We start from the raw sequence: 22,524 nt of genomic DNA on the forward strand, positions 1-22,524 counted from the left end.
TTCAGCCAGTTGAACAACGAGGCTTCGGAAATCCCGAAGTCTCTCGCAATCTGCGATAACGGGGCCCGGGCTTTACGGGCCACAGCCACGACATCGTCACGGAACTCTTTCGGATAGGGCTTGGGCATGAGATACATCCTTCCAGCGAGGACGAATCCTCACAGATCAGATGTCAACCAAACCCGGGGCAGACCCTGTGCTCATGATGATCTTGCCCATACTCATGATTGTTTTGTTGGCGGTTGCTTTGATCTCGCTCGCCAGAAGTAAGTCTGTCACACCAGGACAGAGAGTGCTGTGGGCCGTTGTCATAGTTTTGCTCCCTATCCTGGGATCGGTTCTTTGGCTCGTCGTTGCTTTCCTCATCAGACGGCAAGAAGACGGTAAACAATCATCAGCCAATCGTGATGAAGTCGTGGCGGCGAGTTCAAGTCAAACCTGAGTCCCGCTGGGGTTCGGGTTTCGGAGTATTCTTTAGAGATTTAAGGCTAGATAAGAGACGCAACCTGTCTTGTAAACAGGGGGTCGCCGGTTCGAATCCGGCAGGGGGCTCCACGGAAAATCCCCGGAATCATCGCATCTAGCGCATGGTTCCGGGGATTTTGTACTATGAGGCGCATGACGTTCATCGTGGTCGGCATCTGCATCGGAGTGATTCTCGCGACAGGGCGTGTGCCGAAGATCCGATGGGTGCCCTTGATTGCAGCCGGGGTGTTACTGGCGGTGGCGATTTTCGGATTCCAGAACCTGCGCCTGGTCTCTACCGGGGAAGCACTCCTGCTTCTCCTCAGCATCCTCATTTCGATGGTCCTGTATTCAGGTGTCCTCTGGGATCGGCAGAAGCTTGACCCGCAAGTCACGTACTGGGGCTGGGCCTGGCGCGAGCTCATCCACCCCGGGTACGCACGAGCCCTCTACCGAGAGCGCCTTAGTGCTTCAACGTCAGGTGATACGAGATACCCGGTGGAGTAATCTTCATGTGTCTAGCACGCTGAACCTCACGTGATGCTCACGACCTGCACCGCTGGATAACAGGGCGCTTGATCATTCACCTCATGCGCGAAGAAATCACGGATGGCCGCAGCGACTCGGGCGGCGACCTCGGGCGCCGGCTGATCGGCGAAGACGCCTATCCGCGCGACGATTCGCAAGCCGCCACCATGCTCTTCGACCGCTACGCTGCGCATAGCGTTTGTGCTGTTTCCTCTGATCAGAGCCAGGAGCCGCCCAGCCGTAGCATGAGCGGTATTCTTTGGCGGATAGAGGTTGCGCACGCCCTGGACTGCCAGCACGGTTCGGTTGAGTGCATCGACGGTATCGGTGTTATTTCGTGGCGCCTCAGAGAGGGTCATCTACGACTATCCTCGTGTTGTAAGGCGCGAACATCGCTGATCGTGATGTCAATCGCTTCGATTCTCAGCTGGGTGTGCTGTGCCAGAGCCTGTTTGATCCGGTCCCTGACCTGCATGGCGAGCCTCTGCAGCGAAGGTTGGTTGCTGAGACCTGACAGCAGGGCAGTCACCCTGATGCTGATGCTGACCGCAGCACCGGGCTCGGTGATCTCGCCCTTGAGCCGGCAGCGCCCCACCATCGCTCCATCAGAGGAGTCGACAAAAGATCTGATCAACGCGATCACGGAACCCTCGGTCTGGCTCAGCTCGGAATTTCCGTGGTCATCAGCGGTCAGTCCCTCACTAGGATCCGTCAGCGGAATGGTGCGCCCCGAATGCGCCTCGAGGGCGATATTGCTGAAGATGGAACTCAGCCAGGTGCTCTCTTCCTGGTTCGTCGGCTGCGATTCGTGAGTTATCAGCTCGCCGGTGATTTCGTTGAGCTGGCTCAAGGCATCCAGTGCGGCCTGGCATTCCGGGCACGAATCGATATAGGGATCGGCCGGTTGCCGCCTGGCCGCCAGGTAGTCGCTGAGTTCATCGATGGAACGGCCGCAGCTCAGAAGATCGTCGGTCGTCATCGCCATCCCTCCATCTCTCTAACAAGTGCTATGCGGGCCCGAGACAGCTGACCGCGCACTGCGGTCGGGCTGAGCTCGAGCTGGTCCGCGATTTCCTGATAACTCAACTCGCCCATTTCACGAAGCGCCCAGCACTGCCGCTGAGCCTCCGGTAGGCGTTGCAGAGCTTCAGAGAGCGCTTCCATCTGGGAACCCACAAGGGCTGCGCGCTCCGGGCTATCTGCCTCACGGGTCGAAGCGACGACATTATCGATATCGTCATGCTGCTTCCGCTGGCGGAGCAGATCTGTGCTCTTGAAGCTTACGATCCGCATGAGCCAGCTTTTCGCTTTACTCGGATCCTTGATTTTATCCAAAGTCGTCCATGCAGCAACTAAGGAATCCTGAACCACATCTTCAGCGTCTGCTTGCGAACCCAGTAGCCGTGAAGCGTACGAGCGCATCAATAATGCATAACGCCTGGCGAGAGATTCAAAAGCTGCAACGTCTCCATCACGTGCTCGCTCAATGAGTAAATCGTCCGTGGCTGTGTCGAGCTTATTCATACTTTCCGCTTCCCTGGGCATTCTCTCCAGGTTATGCGATCCTATGGACCTGAAGCCAGGGCCACGGCTCTTCTCACCCGTGGTGCCGGGAAGAAGCTGCCCCTGCGAGCTGCAGGAAGCCGAGAAATGACGCGGGGCGCCGGCAGCGAGTGAAATCACTCCTGCCGACGCCCCCGCATCGTGCTACCTATCAGTGCATGAACTGAAGATCAGTCAGTTCTGCTTATCGTTATTGCGGAAGCCGTCGAGGAGCTTCTCACCAGCGGCCTTGATATTGGCTCCGGCTTCATCGGCAAAGTTCTTGATGTTATCGCCTGCGTCCTGAGCGAAGTCCTTGACGTTCTCCATCGCGTCCTTCGCGCCGGCCTCGGCCTGATCCGCCTTGCCTTCAGCCTGAAGGTCCTTATCGTCGGTGACGTTGCCAGCAGCTTCCTTGGCGTTGCCAGCGAGATCCTGCAGCTTGTTCTCTGCTTTATCTTCCATACCCATTGATCTATCCCTCCATTTTTATTGGTTGGTTCTGATAACCGGGCAAGTCTTAGTTGACCCGGTGCTGATGCGACCAGCCGGTGCGTGCTCCGGCATTGATCGTGATGAGGACCGGAACCGGTCCCAGTTCCCCGAGGAGTACGTCGAGGCCTTTGACGGCGGTCTCGACGACCTCGGCGATTTCGCGTGGTGAAGCACCCTTCCGGCTCTGTACATTCACCTTGAGGGCATTCACCCGGGAGCCAGCCTTAGCGGCTTTTGCCCGGCGCCCCAGATCCCAGGTGCTCACCGAAGTGGACAGGATCCGTGTATCTTCCTCCAGCGTCTCTTTGAGACTCTTAGAGGCGAGATCCTGACGGACTTCCAGCTCGCCCTGACCTCCGGAACCGCCTTCCTGCCCCTTCGCCAGCAGAAGCGAGGTCCGTCCTCCGCCCTGCGAGAAGATCCAGATGAGCAGCAGCACGATCACGCCGAGGATCACTGCCAAAGCTGCGATCCAGAGCCAATTGCTGCGCCAGCTGTCAATCATGAACGTCGTGCTCTGGAAGCCTTCGCTGGTCAGTTCCCACAAGCGGCTGACGCTGCTGCGCCAGGCTTCTGCGAACCATGGCCAGATGCCGCTGAGTAGAGTAGCCGCACCCGCTGCCAGGAACAGCAGGGAGAACAAGAAGATCATGAACCGGTTGAAACCGCGATGTGTTCTGCTCATGCTCCGACCGCTCCTTCCTGCCCGACCTTGACTTTGACCTTAAGCTCCCGCGGAAGCCTCCAGGTGGCGACTTCCTGATTGAGCCGCTCCAGGACGATATCCCCATCAACCGGTACACCGGTGGTTGGCCGGATATCGACCGCTGCGGTTCGCTTGCTCACTCTGACCATGACCTGATCCGGTTGTACCCGGGCTGTGTTCCGGGCGACATTTGCCAGTGCCGCAGCGACGACGGAGTCATCGACCACGATAGCGTTGCGGTCCCCGTTGCTGTCCAGGGCCCGGCGAGGCCGGTGCCCGCTGCCGATAGCAACGATGAGGAGCAGCAGTCCGATCAGTAACAATCCGATCCCGGCTAGGATCAGGCCCCAGGGCACGGTGTTCTCCGGAACTCCGGTGAGCCAGTCCGCCATCTGCAGGGGACTCGCGAGAAGTGCGGGCCTTCCGGCTAGATGAAGAACGATCTCAGTGCCGACCCAGGCAAGGGATGCGATCGCGATGATCCCGATCCCCACCGAAGTGGCTGCCCGGGAGCGATGGATATCCCTGCGGACCATGCGCCGGTTGAGCGCCATAGCAGGAGCGTATTCCTGCTGGTCCATGGTTCTCACCTCACTCCTGAATAGATTCGGTTAGGGATTGGCTTAGCTAACCCTCGGTGGTTCCGTGATTTCAGCTCCGCTGATCACGATGTCCACCCGGCCTAGTGTCGATCCCGTGATTTCACTGCCTTTGCGCACCACTTCCGCCCTTGCCCGGCGTGCTCTCGCATTGAGATCAACATCCTGAGCAGCCTGAGCGTCAGAAGCGAGCTGGATAAGCGGCGGCGTCACCAGAGGAACGGTGAGCTGCAAGCCGAGGAGGCCGCGATCATCACGGGTCTCTACCTTGATCTGGCCCGGCTCCAGAGCGAAAGCCTCCGCGGCAACAGCCGCCAGCACCCGGTTCAGCGCCGTTTTCGTGATTTTGGTGGAACCGGGGTACGCGGATGCGTACTCAGTGCTAGCGGCGTTGCTCATGATGAGGACCTTTTCCCAGTGAGTGCGTCAAAGACGCCTCGAAGGTCCAATTTGCCCTCTGCCGTCCGGCCGAGGATGGCTCCTATTGCCATGAAGATCACCATGAGCAGGAACCCCCAGAAGCCGAAGGCCAGGGCTGTGGCAGCTAGAGCCGTCCCGATGGCTATTCCAGTAACCGTGGAGCTCATTCGACTCGGCCTCCTTCAGTAGCTTTCTTGTCCTTGCTCTTGCTGTCTTTGCCGTCCTTCTCATTGTCCTCGGAAGGAATGTGGATGTCGGTGACGGTCACATTGACCTCGACGACATCGAGCCCTACGAGCTTCTCGACAGCACGGTACACGGCGGAGCGCACGGAGTCGGAGACTTCCTGCAGCGGCTGCGGGTAATCGACAACAATCGTGATATCTACAGCAGCCTGCTTCTCGCCTACCTCAACTGAGATTCCCTGGGTGAGGTCGGTATTTCCGACGGCATCCCGGATGGCTCCGAGTGCTCGGGCGGCACCCCCGCCGAGAGCGTATACGCCGGGAACATCGCGAGTTGCGATTCCGACTACCTTGGCGACAACACCATCTTCGATAGTGGTCTTGCCTGCGACGCCCGCATGGGCTCCAGAGTTCTTCTCATTCTGACGTGCGGTGGGAGTTGGTGTGCTCATCAGTGCCTCCTTGGTCGACTGGCGTTCCGTAAACGTTACGGTGTATTTCTACGCTGCATCTACGACCGTGCCGCAGATGCGTTGATACCAGTAAGTCGTGCCGAGGCGTGGGAAGCTCACGCTTTTAACAATGTGATCTGGAGCACACTTTGCCGAAGGGTGAAGTCCCGGCTCGGCGGTGGCCACGCCCTGGCTAAAATGGAAACTCTGCTGCCGTACATCCGAGCCGCGAAATGAGGAAGTCTTGTCAATATCCTTGCCAGCGCCCGCTGCGTTCACCGCGCGGTTCGCTTCTGCGGAAGAACTGCAGGATTGGGATGAGCTTGTCACGGCCAATCCGCAAGGCGGCAATCTGCTTCAATCGGAGGCGTTCGCCGAGGCCAAGGCCGGTGCGAGCTGGTTTCCGCGGTACTTGGTCCTGGAGGCAACCCAGGAGGCGGGATCCTATCGCAGCTATAACCTGCTCCTGGAGAAGCGTATTCCGGTCTTCGGCCGGTTGTGGTACCTGATTAAGGGGCCAGACCTGGCCACTGCGGATCATCTGCCGGCAGCTCTCGACGCCATTCGCGAGCTAGCAAGTCAGCAGCGGCCCGGAGTCTTCGCGGTGAAGATCGAGCCGGATATCGTGGACACTCCTGAAGTTCAGGAGATCCTTCGTGCTGAAGGTCTCGTCAAGACCTTCAACCTGCAGCCAAACGACTCGACAGCACTGCTGGATACCACGGGGGAGCAGAAGCAGCTCTTCGCGCGGTTTTCTTCACGGGCCCGGAACGCCATCCGGCGAGCGCAGCGCGAAGGCGTCGACGTGCGTCAAGTGGCCCCGGTAGAAGCCAACTTCCGGATCATGCACGAGCTGATGGCCAGAACCCTCACGGATAAGGCCTCGATCAGGCAGCTGCGCGGCTTCGATTATTACAATTCCTTCTGGTCCGGGTTCGCCCGACGCGGGCAGGGCTGGCTTTATTTCGTCTATGAAGATGACGTCCCGGTGGTCGGGGCCTATGTGGTGAAATACGGCCGTAAAGGCACTTATAAGGACGGCGGCTCGGCTGGGCAGCGCACAAAATACGGGGATTCGCATCTTCTGCAGTGGCAGGCGATCAATGATCTCAGAGCGCAGCCGGGCTCTATCGATGAATACGATTTCTGTGGGACCCCGCCCGCGGCTCAGCTTAAGGACCCGAATCATAGCTACTATGGCTTAGGTCTCTTCAAAACATCCTTTGCCAGGGAGGTCACGGATTTTGTCGGTTGCTGGGATGTGCCCGTCGACTCTCTCCGCTACCAGGCCTGGGCTAGTTTTGGTGAACGTCTGACCAGGCGCCTATCTCTCCGTCAGACTGGCGGCTTTTTCTATTGAGGTTCTACTGAGGTCTAACTATCATGGTGAAAGACGAAAACGAGCTCGGGCAGGAGCCCCCGCGGATCTCTGCTAGCCGCCCTCGCCCGCAGACTCCGAGCCGGCCTATGCCCAAAGTCCCGAGCCCCGAAAGTCCTCCTGCCCCCTCAGCCGATCCAGTGCGATCTACCCGGTCCAGCCGTTCCGTACGATCTAATCGGCAGGTGCGGACGCCGGCGGAGAATGGTCCTGGCAACACCAAGAACGGAGCTAAGAACGGCGAGGGCTCCCCGTCCCAGGCGAGCCGGGAGAAGTTGGCGGCCAAGCGACGGTTACGGCGCCTGGTTAGCGGTGAGGCGCCACCCACGGCTCCTATGAATATCGTGGACCGGCTGGCCGGCAGTCCCTATGCCAACCCCACGATCCAGGTGGGCGACGTCGATAAGTCAGCCCGGAAGACGATCGACTTCACTTTGCTGCTGGCGGAGACGATGTTCCGCTTCGGTGCCGGTGCACTCGAAGTGGAGACCAGTGCTATCGCGGTCACCGCGGCTTTCGGCCTGCGCAATGTCGAAGTGGATATCAACAACCAGTCCGTGGCGATCAACTATGCGCCGAAGAATGCTACCCCGATCACGGTGTTGCGGGTGGTGCGCTCCTGGACTAATAATTATGCGGGCCTGGCGCTGGTGCATCAGCTCGTGACCGATGTGATCTCCGGGGGCATGGACCGGCAGAGCGCTGAGCGCCGGCTGCAGACGATCCTGAAGCAACCCAAGCCCTTCCCGCGCTGGATGGTGACCCTGGCCACGGTCATCTTCTCCGGCTGCGTAGTCGCGGTGCTGGGCGGCGGGATCTGGGGTGCGCTGGCCGCCGGTGCCGCTTCGCTGCTGGTCGGGTTGCTCACTCAGCCGCTGCGCCGGTGGCGCGTCCCGGACTTCTTTATCACCGCGGCCGGTGCCTTCGTGATTACCGGAGTGGCGCTGATCGGCTGGTTCGTGCACTTGCCGATCGCGCCGGGGCTGGTGGTCACTGGGGGGATCCTGCTGCTGCTGCCTTCCGGGCGCCTGGTCTCCGCCGTGCAGGACGCGATCAACGGATTCCCGGTGACCGCGGCGGGGCGCTTCCTTTCCGCGTTCCTGACCTTCGGCGCCATCGTGGCGGGAATCGGCATCGCCTCGGTGGTCGGGTTACTGGTCGGCGCAGATCACAGCACTGTGCTCCAGTCGCAGGCTTCCGCGCCGCCACCGCTGCCTCTCGTGCTAGTGCTCATCCTGATAGCCACGGCCCTCATCGGTGTTGCTGAACAGACCCTGCCCCGCCTGCTTCTACCCACTGCCGTGACCGGGCTGATTGGTTATGCCGTGTTCCTCGGCATCTCGCAGCTGGGTATCGGGCCGCGTCTGGCTCCCGCAGTCGGTGCAGTAGCGGTGGGTTTTGTCGCACGGTTCATCGCGCTCCGGCTCGGTGCTCCGCAGCTGGTGGTCGCGGTGCCGAGCATCCTATTCCTGCTTACCGGTCTCGCTATCTTCCGGGCGATGTTCTCCATGACGGTTGCCGATGATGTTTCGCTCGTCGGCATCATTGGGCTATTCAACGCCATTGTCGTGATCCTTGGCGTGGCCGCCGGGGTGGTCTTCGGCGATAACCTCGCTAGGCCGTTCCTTCACAGGCAGGGTTCCTACGAGAATTTCAGGGCGCCCCGGCGCTGAACTAGCATTTACCTGGACGGGGCACAGCCTGGGCTGGGCAAGATATCAGGTGATAGTCCAGTCTACGGGCTCAGCGCCCTGGCGGAGCAGAAGATCGTTGACCCGGCTGAAGGGCTTTGAACCGAAGAATCCGCGGGAGGCCGAAAGTGGGCTCGGGTGCGGTGAGGTCACCGTGGGTGCGCCGCCGAGCATCGGAGTGAGATTCCTGGCGTCATTCCCCCAGAGCAGGGCTACGAGGGGCAGATGCTTGCCGTTGCCGTCATAGCGGGCCACAAGTGCCTGGATAGCTGTTTCGGTGACCCGTTCCCAGCCTTTGCCCCGATGCGAGGCGGGGGAGCCGGGGCGGACGCTCAGGGCGCGGTTGAGCAGGAGCACGCCCTGCTGTGCCCAGGAGCTCAGATCCCCGTGCTCAGCCTGCGGTACGCCCAGATCTTCCTGGAGTTCTTTATAGATATTGATGAGACTGCGCGGGATCGGGCGGACATGGCGCTCTACCGCGAAAGAGAGACCGATAGGATGGCCGAAGGTGGGGTAAGGGTCCTGGCCGACGATCAAGACCTTGACTTGACTCAGCGGCTGCTGGAACGCCCGGAGCACATGCTTAGGTGCCGGCAGGAACCCGGGACCGCCACCAGCGGCTCGGGCCGCTTCGAATTCCGAGCGCAGGAAGCGCCCCAGTTCTTTGAGTTCGGCTTCCACCGGGCGCAGGGCCTCGGCCCAGTCCTGGCTGACCAGGGCCAGCGGATCCGTTTCGAGCAGGCCGAGCGCCTCGAGATTCGTGGGCTGCGACCCATTCGCGGCTGGGCTCTTGGCGCCCTGCGCGCTCTGGGTCTCGGTTTCTTCGAACTTCACGCTCGCCATTCTTGCATTAAAGCCCTCTGCAGGAGCCTGAATGACAACGTTGTGATTCACCGATATCATAGGTTTCACGAAGAGCAGTGGATTGAGCCGGTAAGGGAGTGGCGTGGGCACAGTAGCAGCATCCGGCGGGGCGGCCCGCAGCGTGCATTCGCAGCGTGAAGATGCCACGCCGGGCGCCGGGCTGAGTGAACGGGATGAGCAGATCCTCGACCTGGAGCGACGCTGGTGGAAATACGCCGGGGCCAAGGAGCAGGCCATCCGAGAGCTCTTCGATCTTTCCTCGACGCACTACTACCAGATCCTCAATGCGCTCATCGATACTGACGCAGCGCTGGCATATGATCCGATGCTCATCAAGAGATTGCGTAGACTACGTAGCACGCGCCAACGCGCGAGGCTGGAACGCCGTTTGGGTCGCTAGGGGCCTGAAAGACTTTCCGCCGTTCCGACCGATGCAGTGTGAGGACCGCTACGCCATGAGTAATTACCCTCGGGATGAATTCGACAATATCCCGGAGTCTTCTTCACGTCAGGGGGCGCACCGCACCGCAATGGCGCAGCCCCGTGGTGGCCTGATTCCGACCATCGGATTCGCTGTTATCGCCTTGCTGGTTGGGGCGGGGCTCTTTTTTCTGGTTCCTCGACTCACGGACGGTGAAACACTGGCTGTCTCATCTGCATCGAGTGCTGCCCCGACGGCTTCGACGGCCTCGCCCTCCCGGACCGCTGCCACCGCTAGCCCTAAGCCCACCTCGGCTTCGACGGCCTCACCTAAGCCCTCCGAGTCCCCAGTTCCGCCAGCTCCCACCACTCCGCCCGCCCCTGTTGTGGATCGTAGCCAGCCTGTCGCGGTCTACAACGCCTCCGGAGTGAGCGGCTTAGCTGCCGGGGTCGCCGGACAGCTCCGCAGCCAGGGCTGGACTGTTCCGACTACCGGGAACTGGCGGGGTAGCCCGCAGAATGCCTCGGTGGTCCTTTACCAGTCTGAACAGCTGAAAGCGAACGCGGATGAAATCGCGGCCTCCCTCCGAATCTCCTCTGTTGTCTTGTCTCCGCAGGTAGCTTCGCCGGTACTGGTCGTCCTGGGGCCTGGTGCAGGCTAGCCCGGGGGTTGGCTGAGCATCTCCCGCAACGGATATTCTCCTTGCACTCCAACGGCTAGAGTGCTAATTATGGAGTTAGCACTCTCTGCATCAGACTGCTAGAACCGGGAAGTTTTCCCTTTTTAGCGCCTTGTCCTGACGCAGAGAGCAGACCAGTTTGGCGAGGCTTGCACTGCAGCGTACCGAGATCGCTGAAGTGTACTGCCGTCCGTCGCGGGCGCCAGGACTGGTCGACGTACTCCATGTACCAGACACGTCCCGAAAGGACAGAAGCCTCCATGGCCAAGATCATTGCATTCGACGAAGAGGCGCGCCGCGGCCTCGAGCGGGGCCTGAACACCCTCGCCGACGCGGTCAAGGTCACCCTCGGCCCGCGTGGCCGCAACGTCGTCCTGGAGAAGAAGTGGGGCGCCCCCACGATCACCAATGACGGTGTCTCGATCGCTAAAGAGATCGAGCTCGAAGACGCTTATGAGAAGATCGGCGCAGAGCTAGTCAAAGAAGTCGCTAAGAAGACCGATGAAGTCGCCGGTGACGGAACCACCACCGCAACCGTCCTCGCCCAGGCGTTGGTCCGCGAAGGCCTGCGCAATGTTGCCGCCGGTGCCGATCCGCTGAGCCTCAAACGCGGTATCGAGAAAGCAGTGACCGCCGTCACCGAGCAGCTGCTGGACTCCGCCAAGGAGATCGAGACTAAGGACCAGATCGCCGCTACGGCATCGATCTCGGCCGCGGACACCCAGATCGGCGAATTGATCGCTGAAGCCCTGGACAAAGTTGGCAAAGAAGGCGTCATCACTGTCGAAGAGTCCAACACCTTCGGCCTGGAGCTCGAACTCACCGAAGGCATGCGCTTCGATAAGGGCTACATCTCTCAGTACTTCGTTACCGATCCAGAGCGGCAAGAAGCGATCCTGGAAGATCCTTACATCCTGATCGTCAACTCCAAGATCTCCAATGTCAAGGACATGGTCGGAATCCTGGAGAAAGTCATGCAGTCTGGCAAGCCGCTGCTGATCATCGCCGAGGACGTCGAAGCCGAGGCTCTGGCGACGCTCATCGTGAACAAGATTCGCGGCACCTTCAAGTCCGTTGCGGTCAAGGCTCCGGGCTTCGGCGACCGCCGCAAAGCCATGCTCACCGATATCGCCATCCTCACCGGCGGCCAGGTCATCGCAGAGGAGATCGGCCTCAAGCTGGAGAATGCCGATCTGGACATGCTGGGCCAGGCCCGCAAGGTCGTCGTGACCAAGGACGAGACCACTATCGTTGAAGGTGCTGGCGATGCCGAGCAGATCGCCGGCCGTGTGGCGCAGATTCGGGCCGAGATCGAGAACTCCGATTCGGACTATGACCGGGAGAAGCTGCAGGAGCGCCTGGCCAAGCTGGCTGGCGGCGTCGCCGTGATCAAGGCCGGTGCCGCTACCGAGGTAGAGCTCAAAGAGCGCAAGCACCGTATCGAAGACGCTGTGCGCAATGCCAAGGCCGCGGTTGAAGAAGGCATCGTCGCCGGTGGCGGCGTGGCTCTCATCCAGGCGGGCGAGAAAGCCTTCGAGAACCTCTCCCTGGAGGGCGACGAGGCGACCGGTGCGAATATCGTCAAGGTCGCCATCGACGCGCCGCTCAAGCAGATTGCTTTCAACGCCGGCTTCGAGCCCGGTGTCGTCGTGGATAAGGTTCGCGGCCTACCCGCGGGTGAAGGCCTCAACGCCGCTACCGGCGAATACGAGGATCTGCTGGCCGCCGGGGTCAACGATCCGGTCAAGGTGACTCGTTCTGCGCTGCAGAACGCCGCCTCCATCGCCGGTCTGTTCCTGACCACCGAAGCCGTGGTCGCGGATAAGCCGGAGAAGAAGGCAGCTGCCGCTCCCGGTGCTGATGATATGGGTGGAATGGGTGGTATGGGCGGCTTCTGAGCCTCCCGTGCTTCGTTTCTCGCAGAGAATCTCTCAGGAAGGGGCCCGCCGTATGGTGGGGCCCCTTCCCCTTTCCCGCTGAGTGGTCGGTTGCGGCGAGTTAGCGCTCATCTAACTCGCCGCAACCGACCACTCAGCGGCTCTCTAGGGCCCTGGCGCGTGACATGATGGAAATCATGACGATCATCGCTGCTGCAGACGGCTCGGCCCTGGGCAATCCTGGACCAGCTGGCTGGTGCTGGTACATCGATGATCAAAACTGGAAGGCCGGAGGCTGGCCGCACGGTACTAATAACCAGGGCGAGCTCATGGCGGTTCTGGACTTATTCCGGGCTACCGCGCATCGACGCCAGGAGCCGCTGCGAATTCTCTGCGACAGCCAGTACGTGATCAATTGCGTCACGGTCTGGATGCCCGGCTGGAAACGCCGCGGCTGGCGCAAGGCGGATGGCTCGGCGGTGCTGAACCGGGATCTACTCCAGCAGATCGACGCCGAACTGCCCGGCCGGGACTATGAATTCGAATGGGTCAAAGGGCATTCTGGCCATGAGCTCAACGAAGCCGCGGACCAGCGCGCCCGTGCCGTGGCTACCGCCTATCAAGCCGGTGCCGACCCCGAGAGCGGGCCGGGGCTGGCAGGGGCCTCCGAAGCCAGCGCGGTTGCTGGTCCGTACTCCGGCTCCGCTCCAGCCCCCCAGTCAGAACCTGAAGAAGCCGATCTCTTCTCGATGCTCGAAGAAGCCGAGCCGCCCCCGCCCCCGAGCGCTGGAGCAGGAGCCGAGATCATCGCGCTGCTCAACGACTACGACCGGGAAGCCCATGGCGCCGAGGCTAGCCGTCTGGCCACCCTGCTAGCCGAGGAATTCGAAGAGGTCGGGCCCAGCGGTCGGATCTGGGAACGGGATGCAGTGCTCAACGATGCCGACCAGGAAACCGGTGAGGGGCGAGTATCGCTCGAGCCGCTGGGAGCTTCCCTGGACGCAGACCGGGCGATTCTCCTATACCGCGTGAGCGATAGGGACGGAAGCGCGGTGCAGAGCTCGCACTGGCAACGTCGAGACGGCCAGTGGCGTTTGCATTTCCGGCAAACTACTCCGCAGTCGTGATATCCAGCGGCCCGGTCTCCAGCGTCTCGGGCGCATAAGGCAGACGGACCGTCATGGTCGCCCCGCCACCGGGAGTATCGCTGATCTGCACCGTGCCACGATGATTGGTCACGATAGCGGAGACGATAGCCAGGCCCAAGCCCGATCCACCGGTATCCCGGTTCCGGGAAGAATCCGAACGGTAGAACCGCTCGAAGATCCGGGATCGCTCTTCCTGGGGCACCCCCTGACCGTGATCGCGGATTTCCAGCACTGAGGCATCGACGGAGCCGTCGGCGCGGCGCTCGACTCCCACGGCCACTTCAATGGGGGTGCCTTGCGGTGTGTAACGCAGTGCATTGGCCATGAGATTCGATACCACCTGCCGTAGCCGGGAGTCATCGCCTACAGCAGGCGCGTTGCTCGGCGCTTCGCCGCCCAAGCCAACCACCGTGATCTCGCGGCCCGGAGCGCTGGCGCGGGCATCGACTGCCGCGTCATTGCCGATGACCAGCAGATTGACCGGCTGGGCTTCCATAGGCCGGCGCTCGTCGATCCTGGCCAGCACGAGCAGGTCGGAGACGAGCACGCCCATGCGCTTGGCCTCGCTCTCGATCCGCCCCATGGCGGTGCTGATGTCCTCTTCATCCTGCAGAGCGCCGTGCCGGTAGAGTTCGGAGAAACCGCGGATGGTGACCAGCGGGGTGCGCAGTTCGTGGGAGGCGTTGGCGATGAATCTGCGCATCTGGCTCTCAGAGCGGGTTCGCGCCTCGAAGGCCCGCTCGATATGCGCGAGCATGGTGTTCAGTGAGACCGAGAGCTTGCCCACCTCGGTTGCCGGATTCTGCACCGCGACGCGCTGGGACAGATCTCCGTCGGCGATGGCGGCAGCCGTTCGCTCGACCCGGTTCAGGGGTTGGAAGCACCTGCTGACGGTCAGGTACGCGATCAGCGTTCCGATGCTCACCGTGAGGATGCTGACCGCGAGCATGACGGCGGTGAGCCGGGAGGTCGACGGGGCGAATTCCGCATAGGAGATGGCGATCAGGATGTACCCGCTCTGGCCCTGGCCCGGGCTGCCGGGGACTTGGAACTGCAAAGGGGCTACGAGCATTCCGCGCCAGGCGTTCGAGCCGTTTGCGGAAGGCAGATCGAAGGGCACGCCGTTGCTTTGCTTCGCTTCTTCTAAAGTGATGGCAGGGAAATCCGGGCTGCCTGCTGTGGCTCGCCGTTCCTGGAGCACGCTGCCGTCCTGCGCACTGAGCCGGGCGTAGATCGTGCCGTCACCGGTGCCAATGGAGAAGCCCGAGCTGCGGATGGTCGATTCGACGATGCGCAGCTGCGAGTCAAGCTGCTCCTCCTGGAAGCTGCGCAGCAACACCGAAGCGGCGGTGCCCAGAACCAGCAGGGAGAAGGCGAGCAGTGCGCCGATCATGGCCACCAGCTGAGTGCGCAGGGAAGCGCGCCGCCAGCTTTGCAGCAAGGTCAGCGCTTCTCCGCGGTGCGCAGCACATAGCCGACACCTCGTTTGGTCTGGATCAGCGCCGGTTGCTGCGGATCGGCGTCGATTTTGCGTCGCAGATAGGAGATATAGGATTCGACGATGGAGGCGTCTCCGTTGAAGTCGTATTCCCAGACGTGATCGAGGATCTGCGCTTTGGACAGAACCCGATTGGGGTTCAGCATCAGATAGCGCAGGAGCTTGAATTCGGTGGGTGAGAGTTCGATGTTCGTGCTGCCCCGGCGCACTTCGTGCGCATCGTCGTCGAGTTCCAGATCGTCGACGCGGATCACAGCATCATCGTCCGCGGTCGGCTGCGTGCGGCGCAGCACCGCCCTGATCCGGGCGACCACCTCGTCGAGGCTGAAGGGTTTGGTGACATAGTCGTCCCCGCCCACGGTCAGGCCCGTGACTTTGTCCTCGGTCTCATCCCGGGCGGTGAGGAAAAGCACCGGGAAGTGCTTGCCCGCAGCCCGTAAGCGCCTGGTGACGGTGAAACCGTCCATATCGGGGAGCATGACATCCAGCACGGCCAGATCCGGGGTGTGGTCTTCCACTGCGGCGAGGGCTTCCCGGCCATTGCCCGCCGCGACGACCTCGAATCCGGCGAACCTCAGTGATGTCGAGAGCAGTTCTCGGATATTGGGCTCGTCGTCGACGACGAGGAGCCGCGCTTCCGGTCCATTCTTGTTCACGTCGACCATGATCTCCCAGTTTGCTGAGCGTTTCCTGAAAACTTTCCGAATTCGTGGGTTCTCTTGGAGAACCCCTGGGAATTCAGAGCGGGTGGTCTGCCACGAGCTTGGCGCCGTCGAGAATCCGGTAGGCGTACCCCTGCTCGGCCAAGAAGCGCTGGCGTTTAGCCGCGAACTCCTGATCCGTGGTGTCTCGTGCCACGAGGGTATAGAACCGGGCGGAACGACCATCTGATTTAGGCCGCAGCAACCGGCCCAGTCGTTGTGCTTCTTCCTGACGAGATCCGAAGGACCCGGAGACCTGGATCGCCACCGAAGCTTCGGGGAGGTCGATGGAGAAGTTCGCGACTTTGGAGACCACCAGAACCGGGATGCGCTTGTGCCGGAATTCTTCGAAAAGCTCCTGCCGTCGCTTCACCGGGGTATCCCCCGTGAGCACCGGGGCATCGAGCAGCTCGCCGATCTCCTCGAGCTGCTCTAGGTATTGCCCGATCACCAGGGTCTGCTCCCCGTGATGAGCTGAGACGAGTTTCGCCACGGCTTCGGTCTTCGCCGGTGACATGGCGGCGAGCCGGTACTTATCAGCGTCCTCGGCCATGGCGTAGGCCAGGCGTTCGTCCCGGGGCAGATCCACGCGCACCTCGACGCAATCGGCGGGTGCAATATACCCTTGCGCCTCGATGTCTTTCCAGGGAGCGTCATAGCGTTTCGGGCCGATCAGGGAGAAGACCTCTCCTTCCCGGCCGTCTTCCCGAACCAGCGTGGCGGTGAGGCCCAGGCGCCGCCGAGCCTGCAGATCGGCGGTCATCCGGAAGACCGGTGCCGGGAGCAGGTGCACCTCGTCATAGATGATGAGGCCCCAATCCTGGTTGTTGAGCAGTTCCAGATGGGGCTGTAGGCCGCTCTGGCGGCGCTTCGTCGTCAGCACTTGGTAGGTGGCGATAGTCACCGGGCGCACTTCTTTGACCGAGCCGGAATATTCGCCGATCTCGCTTTCGGTCAGCGAGGTCCGTTTGAGCAGCTCGGTCTTCCATTGCCGTGCGGAGAGCGTGTTCGTGACCAGGATCAGTGTGGTGGTCGCGCTCGTAGCCATCGTGGCCGCACCCACCAGGGTCTTCCCGGCTCCGCAGGGCAGGAACACCACACCGGAGCCGCCGGCCCAGAAGTTCTCCACGGCGAGCTTCTGGTAGGGCCGCAGCGACCAGCCGCCCGGGCCCGGGCGCTCTTCGAGTGCTATCGGATGAGGGGTGCCATCGACGTACCCTGCGCGGTCCTCCGCCGGCCAGCCCAGTTTGAGCAGGGCTTGTTTCACCGCGCCCCGCTGCGATGCGTGGACGACCACGGTCATCGGGTCGATCCTGGGCCCGAGTAGATCGGCGATTTTCTTCGCCCGGATGGCTTCTTCCAGAACCGCGAAATCGTCGGTGCGCAGCACCAGCCCGTGCACAGCGTCTTTTTCCAGGCGCAGCCGGCCGTAACGGCTCATTGTCTCCGCGATATCCACCAGCAGCGACTGCGGCACCGGGAACCGGGAATGCTCCAGCAGCGCGTTGATCACCTGTTCTGCATCAAGACCAGCAGCACGGGCATTCCAGAGCCCCAGCGGGGTCAATCGGTAGGTGTGCACGTGTTCGGGAGCGCGTTCCAGCTCGGCGAAAGCGGCGATGGCCTGGCGGCCCGCTTCAGCATTCGGGTGATCCACCTCGAGCAGCACGGTCTTGTCGCTCTGCACGATCAGCGCACCATCGTTCACGTCTTCTGCCTGTTCTCTGGCTTCTTAATCCGGGGTTTCTTATCTGGGTCGTTTCTTATCCTGGACCGGGGCCGGGCGGTTCGACATCGATGATCCGATGCAGCGAGACCACGCGCTCGCTTTCGCGGTTCGCATCGTAAATCCTGGCCCTGCCTCCGCTCACGGAAAGCACAACGAATTCTGCCCGTGCCGGATTCCCGGAGGCGTCCACTGTGGTCATGAGCACCGGCTGCCGGCTGCGCGCCGCTTCGTAGAGCGCCTCCACGGTCAGCTGCGGAGCGAGGGCAGTTTGCTGGGCCGCGGTTCCCTGCCGGAGCACTCGCAGCTGTTCTTCGGGCAGTGGCGCTGCCTGGCGGGTCGGTACTGAACCCGGCCCATTCGTTACGTCGTACACTGTTCGCCTGGCGGCTTCTTGAGTTGAAGCGCTTGCCTGCTCCACGAGCGGGGCGATGCCTTTCTCGCGCAGCAGCCGGGCGATCTCCGCTGGCGGAGCCGTGCTGCTGAGCAGCTCCGGGCCCAGGGTGCGGAAACCCAACGGGGCGAAATCGGTATCGTGGAGCAAGGTCGTGAGCACGGCTTCATCGGTGATGGCGAGGACCGATCCGGCAGCGAAGACCCGCACGGAGCCGTGCCGGGCTGCGGCGTCCCGGATGAGATAGTCCAGAGCCTGCGGCACCGCAGTGGAGCTGCTTTCAGTCAGGAAGCTGAGCAGCTGCTCCGGCTCCCGGCCCGCATCGAAGGCTCGGCGTAGGCTGGCATCAGAGAAACGGTAGATGACGGCGGGGCCCTGGCCTTCCCGGTCGGCCATCCGGGACAGTTCGGCGGCAAGCTCCGGATCCAAGTACCCGGGGGCCACCGCGGTGAGGTCGTTCTGCAGCAGGATCTTATCCACTGCGGCGGGCAGCGCAGCGGCGAGCACTCGTGCAGCGGCTTCCGGTTCGTCCTGGAGTAGCAGTCTTGCCTGCGTGGTGACGGCCCCTGCGCCGGTGAGTCCGAGTGCTTCGGCTTCATCGAGCACATCCGGGGCTAGCCGGCCCAGGCGACGCCAGAGCCGGGGGCGGTACCAGCCCGCTGCGGTGTACAGAGTCTCACAATCAGCGGCCGGGATCCGCGTACGCTGGGCTTCGCGTTGCTCTGGGATGCTCATCAGACGATCGAAGAGGAGCCTGCGCAGCCGGGGCATATCGGCTCTTTTGGCTTCTGCAGCCAGGGGGCTGATGGCACGATGGGCACTGTTATGCTCGTGCTCGGCGGGCTGGGGCTCTCCGATGAGCGAGATCGCCCGGTCAAGCCCGAGCCAGGCCTGTGCCAGTCGCAGCCACTGCTCTTCCCTCGGCAGCTCGGGCCAGCCGAGCCCTTGCCCGGTCAGCTGCCAGTGCGAGGTGTCCGGATCGAGGCGCACCAGATCGGCTGCCGCTGCCAGTTCCAAGACAAATCCCGCGTGCTCTGGTTCCATGGCGGCCGCGCTCGCCAGTAGCCGTAAAGCGCGTACGCCTATTCCGCCGCTGCGCAGGGTGGACACGGGCCTGCTCCGGATGGCCTCCAGAGCCAGGCCCACATTGCGGAGCGTCTCGGAGATGGTGCTGAGCGCGGCGTTATCCCGTTGTGCTGTGGACACGGTGGCGCCTGTGGCTGTATGCCCTGGATCAGGCCAGGGCTCCTGGTCCAGATGTTCGATGATGCGGCCTGAGCGCAAGGCCAGCCCTGCTTCTCGGGGGAGCTCTACATGACGTTCGTCAAGGGGTACCAGGACCCCCGCCTCGATCAGGAACTGAGGAGCTGCATGATTGTCCTGCTGCGGGTGCGGCAGTAGCCCGATGGGGCCGTCTGCGAGCCGGTTGAGCAGTTCTACCGCCCGTGCCGGGGCGACGGCTAGCAGCGCGGGTAATTCCCGTGAGATATGGGTTGCCAGCGCGGTGGCCGGATCCGCGCCGGTCAATCCAAGACGGGGGGCCGTAGCCTGCATCCAGCTACTGCTCACGGTTTGCAGTATCCGGTAGGGTCGGCCCAAGCCTGCCGGGTGATTGCCCATGACCTCGTACAGGCTGCTTACCGGAGCATAAGCTGCTTCCTCTGCTGTTGAGTTGCTGCCTGTTGTGCTATTGATCCGGTAGAGCAGAGCTAGCTAGCTGGTTGAGCTCGCTGAGGATGCGGTTCATGGTGCTGAGGTCTGCGCCGCCCACTGCATTGAGAAGAGTCTGCGCGGATACGGGGCCGGTGTGCACGAGGGCTGCTTCGAGGATCTGCAGATGCGGAGTATCAAGCTGGTCGAGCGCCCGCTGGAGGCTGAGCCGGGATGCCGCGCGGCCGGCAAGGCTCGCAAAATCCGCGACAGGAGGGTCGATCAGATCCGGTCGGGCTGCGAACAGTTGGAGCAGATCTGAGTCGCTGCGCGAAGGCAGCTCAGTACTCAGCGCGCGGATAGCCGACATGGTCTTCCGGCCGTTCAGAGTCTCCGGCGCCGTGCCACGGCGCCGAGTAGGATCACGACCATCAGGATGAAAGCCAGGGGCAGGGAAACCATCGGAATCCAGATGATCTCGGAGCCGCTGCGCGCTCCGGTGAGATTGAGGCTGATGATCCAGGCCAGAAAGCCCAGACCCACGACAGCGCTGAGTACCGCGCTCAGGATGACGAGCCGCCAGAGCCAGGGCACTCCTGATGCGCCGGGGGAGTCTCCCGGTTCGGTGCTGCCCTGCTGGGGGAGGTTTCGGACTGGCATAGGTTAACGCTAGCAGCGCAACGAGTCTGAATTGCGGGCTCTTATCTACTAAAATGCTAAAAACACCATCAAATAACCAGCAAGATTTTCTAGCCGCCGATGCCTGTCGAGGAGCGGATACGCTAGAGACCATAAGAGATTAGAGAATTCCTGAGCCTGCCGGCAGCTCGTCCCCTCTGGGACTATTCGGTAGGCCATGGGCTTCGATAATGAGATAGAGGTAACGACGTGCCTACCGGCAAGGTCAAATGGTTCGACAGTGAGAAGGGCTTCGGCTTCCTGACCTCTGATGACGGACAGGAAGTGTTCCTGCACGCTCAGGCGCTTCCGGCGGGAGTGCAGGATGTCAAGGCCGGGACTCGGATGGAGTTCGGCATCGCGGACGGCAAGAAGGGCCCTCAGGCGCTCTCCGCGCGCGTCCTCGAAACGCAGCCCTCCGTCGTCAAAGCTACCAGGAAGCCAGCCGCTGATATGGCGGTGATTGTCGAAGATCTCATCAAGCTCCTGGAGAGCACCGCGAACAGCTTGCAGAAGGGTAAATATCCCGACCGGGCCGGTGCCAGCAAGGTCGCGTCCGTTCTGCGGGCGGTTGCCAGCGATCTGGACGGACAGTGACCAGCTCGGCCGACGCAGAGCCACTGGAGTCTCCGCAGCAGCGCAGCCCGAAAAAGCCGCGCAGCCGGAAGAAGTCTGCGCCGTCGGGCGTTCCGGTATGGCGCGTGGGCAAACCGGATGCGGTACTGGCCGCCTCCGTGGATGCCGCTCGACAGGGCATTGGTGAGATCGTCCGCGAGGAACATATCGGTGCCCACCTCGCGGTGAAGAGTGAAGGCGAGCGGGTTGCGACCCAGCTCTTCGAATGCACCCTGCCCGGGTACCGCGGCTGGCAGTGGTTCGCGGTGCTGGCCCGTGCGCCCAGGGCCAAAGAGGCCACGGTCAGTGAAGTCGGGCTCCTGCCTTCTGCGGATTCGGTATTGGCCCCGGAGTGGGTTCCGTGGTCCGAGCGGATCCGGCCCGAAGATGCTCTGCCTGATACGGCCGCTGACGCGGTAGAAGAGCACCCGGAGCCTGAGTCCGAAACCTCTGAAACCGAAACAGCAGAAACTCAAGCCGAGGAAAACTGAGCCTAGCTGCGTTAGTCGTGTTAGTCGTGTTAGCTGCGTTGCCCCACCAGATAGTCGATGCACTTGGTTAGGGCGGTGACGTCATCCGGTTCGATAGAGACGAAGGTCGCGACTCGAAGCTGGTTGCGACCCAGTTTCCGGTAGGGCTCCACGTCGACGATGCCGTTCAGTCGCAGCGCCGAGGCAAGCCAGGCAGCGTCCACGGAATTATCGAAGTCGATGGTGGTCACCACTTGCGAGCGGTGCGCCGGGTTAGTCACGAAGGGGCTGGCGAATTCCGATTCCTCGGCCCAGCGGTACATCCTGGCCGATGACTCAGCGGTGCGGCTCGTGGCGTACTGCAGGCCGCCGTTGCCGTTGAGCCAGCGCAACTGCTCGGCGAGGGTTACCAGAGTGGTTAGCGCCGGAGTGTTGTACGTCTGATCGAGCCTCGAGTTCTGCACTGCGGTCTGCAGTGACAGAAAGGGCGGGATCCAGCGCTCGCTCGCGGCGACCTGCGCCACCCGCTCCAGGGCCACGGGTGAGCAGAGCGCCAGCCACAGGCCGCCATCGGAACCGAAGTTCTTCTGCGGTGCGAAGTAGTAGACATCGCACTCCGAGATATCCACGGGCAAGCCGCCGGCGCCGGATGTTGCATCGATCAGGACTAGGGCGTCGTCAATAGCCCCGCTGACGCGCTTCACGGGTGCGACCACCCCGGTGGAGGTTTCGTTATGCGGCCACGCGTAAACATCGGCGCCGGCCTCCGCCGCCGGTGCGGGCACGTCGCCGGGAGGAGCGGTAATGATGCTGGAGGCTTCCAGGAACGGGGCCTGGTCCGTCACCGCGGCGAACTTGCTGCCGAATTCACCGAAGCTCAGGTGCTGAGCCTTCTGCCTGACCAGGCCGAAGCAGGCGGCGTCCCAGAAAGCGGTGGAGCCGCCTACGCCGAGTATTACTTCATAACCTTCCGGTGCTGCGAAGAGCTCCGCCAGCCCTTCCCTGATCTCCGCGACCAGGGAGCGCACTGGGGCTTGCCGATGTGATGTGCCCAGTAGATCCCGTGCGGTCAGAAGGGCCTCGAGCTGTTCCGGGCGGACTTTTGAGGGACCGGAGCCGAACCTGCCGTCACGCGGGAGCAGGTACTGCGGTACATTTTCTGACAAAACAACCTCCATGTAGTACTGGGCGGATGAGCCTTCGGCACCGGACCGCATGGCGATGAAGTCATTCTGTCGTACTCTGCGGGATCCGGCTATGCTTCCGCTGCCGCTGCGGAAGTTTTCAGCGGGCATGCAATCGGGCTAAATTAGAGGCAGCGTCCGCGCCGAAAGCGGCGTCG

General features: G+C 62.2%; 28 protein-coding genes. 10 read left to right on the forward strand and 18 right to left on the reverse strand.

The annotated features are described in order from the left end of the window. On the reverse strand, positions 1–128 hold a 128-nt coding region (locus tag C501_RS0103850; protein ID WP_026174448.1), incomplete at its 3' end, for a transposase. A gap of 74 nt (positions 129–202) precedes the next feature. Between C501_RS0103850 and C501_RS13915 the strand changes: the two genes are divergently transcribed. Together C501_RS13915 and C501_RS0103860 are read left to right on the forward strand one after the other, a co-directional pair. Beyond that, positions 203–442, forward strand: a complete 240-nt coding sequence (locus C501_RS13915; RefSeq protein ID WP_169332112.1) for a PLD nuclease N-terminal domain-containing protein — start codon at positions 203–205, stop codon at positions 440–442. Positions 443–609: 167 nt separating this feature from the next. Next, positions 610–972, forward strand: a complete 363-nt coding sequence (locus tag C501_RS0103860; RefSeq protein ID WP_245532396.1) for a hypothetical protein — start codon at positions 610–612, stop codon at positions 970–972. A gap of 26 nt (positions 973–998) precedes the next feature. On the opposite strand, the gene C501_RS12430 is transcribed toward C501_RS0103860, so the two are convergent. The 9 genes from C501_RS12430 to C501_RS0103905 all read right to left on the reverse strand — a co-directional run bounded on the left by C501_RS12430 (position 999) and on the right by C501_RS0103905 (position 5,392). Next, a complete protein-coding gene (locus C501_RS12430; protein WP_018134317.1) occupies positions 999–1,352 on the reverse strand; it encodes a hypothetical protein in 354 nt (117 codons plus the stop codon). Next, a complete protein-coding gene (locus C501_RS0103870) occupies positions 1,349–1,972 on the reverse strand; it encodes a hypothetical protein (protein WP_245532397.1) in 624 nt (207 codons plus the stop codon). The genes C501_RS12430 and C501_RS0103870 overlap by 4 nt, the downstream gene beginning before the upstream one ends. Then, positions 1,969–2,517: an RNA polymerase sigma factor gene (locus tag C501_RS12435; protein WP_051064460.1), complete on the reverse strand. Its 549-nt coding sequence runs from the start codon at positions 2,515–2,517 to the stop codon at positions 1,969–1,971. Before C501_RS12435 ends, C501_RS0103870 begins: the two co-directional genes overlap by 4 nt. A 213-nt stretch (positions 2,518–2,730) precedes the next feature. Further along, complete coding sequence (locus tag C501_RS0103880) at positions 2,731–3,006, reverse strand: CsbD family protein (RefSeq protein WP_018134320.1); 276 nt, start codon at positions 3,004–3,006, stop codon at positions 2,731–2,733. A 49-nt stretch (positions 3,007–3,055) separates the two neighbouring features. Beyond that, positions 3,056–3,715, reverse strand: coding sequence for an Asp23/Gls24 family envelope stress response protein (locus tag C501_RS0103885; RefSeq protein WP_018134321.1), 660 nt, complete (start codon positions 3,713–3,715; stop codon positions 3,056–3,058). Further along, positions 3,712–4,317 carry a hypothetical protein gene (locus tag C501_RS0103890; protein WP_018134322.1) on the reverse strand — a complete coding sequence of 202 codons (606 nt, stop codon included), beginning with the start codon at positions 4,315–4,317 and terminating at the stop codon, positions 3,712–3,714. Before C501_RS0103890 ends, C501_RS0103885 begins: the two co-directional genes overlap by 4 nt. Positions 4,318–4,359: 42 nt before the next feature. Continuing rightward, the gene (locus C501_RS0103895; protein WP_018134323.1) at positions 4,360–4,734 is read right to left on the reverse strand and encodes a hypothetical protein; all 375 of its coding nucleotides are present in this window, start codon (positions 4,732–4,734) and stop codon (positions 4,360–4,362) included. Beyond that, positions 4,731–4,922, reverse strand: coding sequence for a DUF2273 domain-containing protein (locus C501_RS0103900; RefSeq protein ID WP_018134324.1), 192 nt, complete (start codon positions 4,920–4,922; stop codon positions 4,731–4,733). Before C501_RS0103900 ends, C501_RS0103895 begins: the two co-directional genes overlap by 4 nt. After that, positions 4,919–5,392, reverse strand: coding sequence for an Asp23/Gls24 family envelope stress response protein (locus C501_RS0103905; RefSeq protein WP_018134325.1), 474 nt, complete (start codon positions 5,390–5,392; stop codon positions 4,919–4,921). The genes C501_RS0103900 and C501_RS0103905 overlap by 4 nt, the downstream gene beginning before the upstream one ends. A gap of 244 nt (positions 5,393–5,636) precedes the next feature. Between C501_RS0103905 and C501_RS0103910 the strand changes: the two genes are divergently transcribed. Both C501_RS0103910 and C501_RS12440 read left to right on the forward strand, forming a co-directional pair. Beyond that, positions 5,637–6,752: a lipid II:glycine glycyltransferase FemX gene (locus C501_RS0103910; protein ID WP_245532398.1), complete on the forward strand. Its 1,116-nt coding sequence runs from the start codon at positions 5,637–5,639 to the stop codon at positions 6,750–6,752. Positions 6,753–6,955: 203 nt separating this feature from the next. Continuing rightward, positions 6,956–8,443, forward strand: a complete 1,488-nt coding sequence (locus C501_RS12440; protein WP_406566363.1) for a threonine/serine exporter family protein — start codon at positions 6,956–6,958, stop codon at positions 8,441–8,443. 45 nt (positions 8,444–8,488) lie between these two features. On the opposite strand, the gene C501_RS0103920 is transcribed toward C501_RS12440, so the two are convergent. Next, complete coding sequence (locus C501_RS0103920) at positions 8,489–9,304, reverse strand: uracil-DNA glycosylase (RefSeq protein WP_018134328.1); 816 nt, start codon at positions 9,302–9,304, stop codon at positions 8,489–8,491. A gap of 142 nt (positions 9,305–9,446) precedes the next feature. Between C501_RS0103920 and C501_RS0103925 the strand changes: the two genes are divergently transcribed. From C501_RS0103925 to C501_RS0103940, 4 genes are all read left to right on the forward strand, one after another. Continuing rightward, positions 9,447–9,725, forward strand: coding sequence for a DUF3263 domain-containing protein (locus C501_RS0103925; protein WP_211206341.1), 279 nt, complete (start codon positions 9,447–9,449; stop codon positions 9,723–9,725). A gap of 55 nt (positions 9,726–9,780) precedes the next feature. Continuing rightward, a complete protein-coding gene (locus tag C501_RS13920) occupies positions 9,781–10,407 on the forward strand; it encodes a LytR C-terminal domain-containing protein (protein ID WP_026174585.1) in 627 nt (208 codons plus the stop codon). Positions 10,408–10,685: 278 nt separating this feature from the next. Continuing rightward, positions 10,686–12,323, forward strand: coding sequence for a chaperonin GroEL (groL, locus tag C501_RS0103935; RefSeq protein ID WP_018134331.1), 1,638 nt, complete (start codon positions 10,686–10,688; stop codon positions 12,321–12,323). A gap of 176 nt (positions 12,324–12,499) precedes the next feature. Continuing rightward, a complete protein-coding gene (locus tag C501_RS0103940) occupies positions 12,500–13,429 on the forward strand; it encodes a ribonuclease HI family protein (protein ID WP_043568164.1) in 930 nt (309 codons plus the stop codon). Here C501_RS0103940 and C501_RS0103945 read toward each other — a convergent pair. The 6 genes from C501_RS0103945 to C501_RS0103965 form a co-directional block, all read right to left on the reverse strand. Further along, positions 13,413–14,843: a sensor histidine kinase gene (locus C501_RS0103945; RefSeq protein ID WP_425393274.1), complete on the reverse strand. Its 1,431-nt coding sequence runs from the start codon at positions 14,841–14,843 to the stop codon at positions 13,413–13,415. The genes C501_RS0103940 and C501_RS0103945 overlap by 17 nt on opposite strands. A gap of 50 nt (positions 14,844–14,893) precedes the next feature. Further along, the gene (locus tag C501_RS0103950; protein WP_026174586.1) at positions 14,894–15,604 is read right to left on the reverse strand and encodes a response regulator transcription factor; all 711 of its coding nucleotides are present in this window, start codon (positions 15,602–15,604) and stop codon (positions 14,894–14,896) included. Between the two features lie 82 nt (positions 15,605–15,686). Continuing rightward, positions 15,687–17,357, reverse strand: coding sequence for a DNA repair helicase XPB (locus C501_RS0103955; RefSeq protein ID WP_018134335.1), 1,671 nt, complete (start codon positions 17,355–17,357; stop codon positions 15,687–15,689). A 55-nt stretch (positions 17,358–17,412) separates the two neighbouring features. Next, entirely contained in the window at positions 17,413–19,338 is a 1,926-nt protein-coding gene (locus C501_RS12445) for a helicase-associated domain-containing protein (protein ID WP_169332113.1), read from the reverse strand. 118 nt (positions 19,339–19,456) lie between these two features. Next, the gene (locus C501_RS13520) at positions 19,457–19,789 is read right to left on the reverse strand and encodes a hypothetical protein (protein ID WP_051064462.1); all 333 of its coding nucleotides are present in this window, start codon (positions 19,787–19,789) and stop codon (positions 19,457–19,459) included. 14 nt (positions 19,790–19,803) lie between these two features. After that, a complete protein-coding gene (locus C501_RS0103965; protein ID WP_018134336.1) occupies positions 19,804–20,079 on the reverse strand; it encodes a hypothetical protein in 276 nt (91 codons plus the stop codon). A 228-nt stretch (positions 20,080–20,307) separates the two neighbouring features. Here C501_RS0103965 and C501_RS0103970 point away from each other — a divergent pair, with 228 nt between their 5' ends. Together C501_RS0103970 and C501_RS0103975 are read left to right on the forward strand one after the other, a co-directional pair. Continuing rightward, positions 20,308–20,694, forward strand: coding sequence for a cold-shock protein (locus C501_RS0103970; protein ID WP_018134337.1), 387 nt, complete (start codon positions 20,308–20,310; stop codon positions 20,692–20,694). Then, positions 20,691–21,203, forward strand: a complete 513-nt coding sequence (locus tag C501_RS0103975; protein WP_018134338.1) for a DUF3027 domain-containing protein — start codon at positions 20,691–20,693, stop codon at positions 21,201–21,203. The genes C501_RS0103970 and C501_RS0103975 overlap by 4 nt, the downstream gene beginning before the upstream one ends. Before the next feature lie 29 nt (positions 21,204–21,232). Here C501_RS0103975 and serC read toward each other — a convergent pair whose 3' ends face one another. After that, positions 21,233–22,360: a phosphoserine transaminase gene (gene serC / locus C501_RS0103980; protein ID WP_156807617.1), complete on the reverse strand. Its 1,128-nt coding sequence runs from the start codon at positions 22,358–22,360 to the stop codon at positions 21,233–21,235. Between the last annotated feature and the right edge of the window lie 164 nt (positions 22,361–22,524).

Origin of the sequence: Acaricomes phytoseiuli DSM 14247 (assembly GCF_000376245.1) — a bacterium.
Classification (GTDB): Bacteria; Actinomycetota; Actinomycetes; order Actinomycetales; family Micrococcaceae; genus Renibacterium; species Renibacterium phytoseiuli.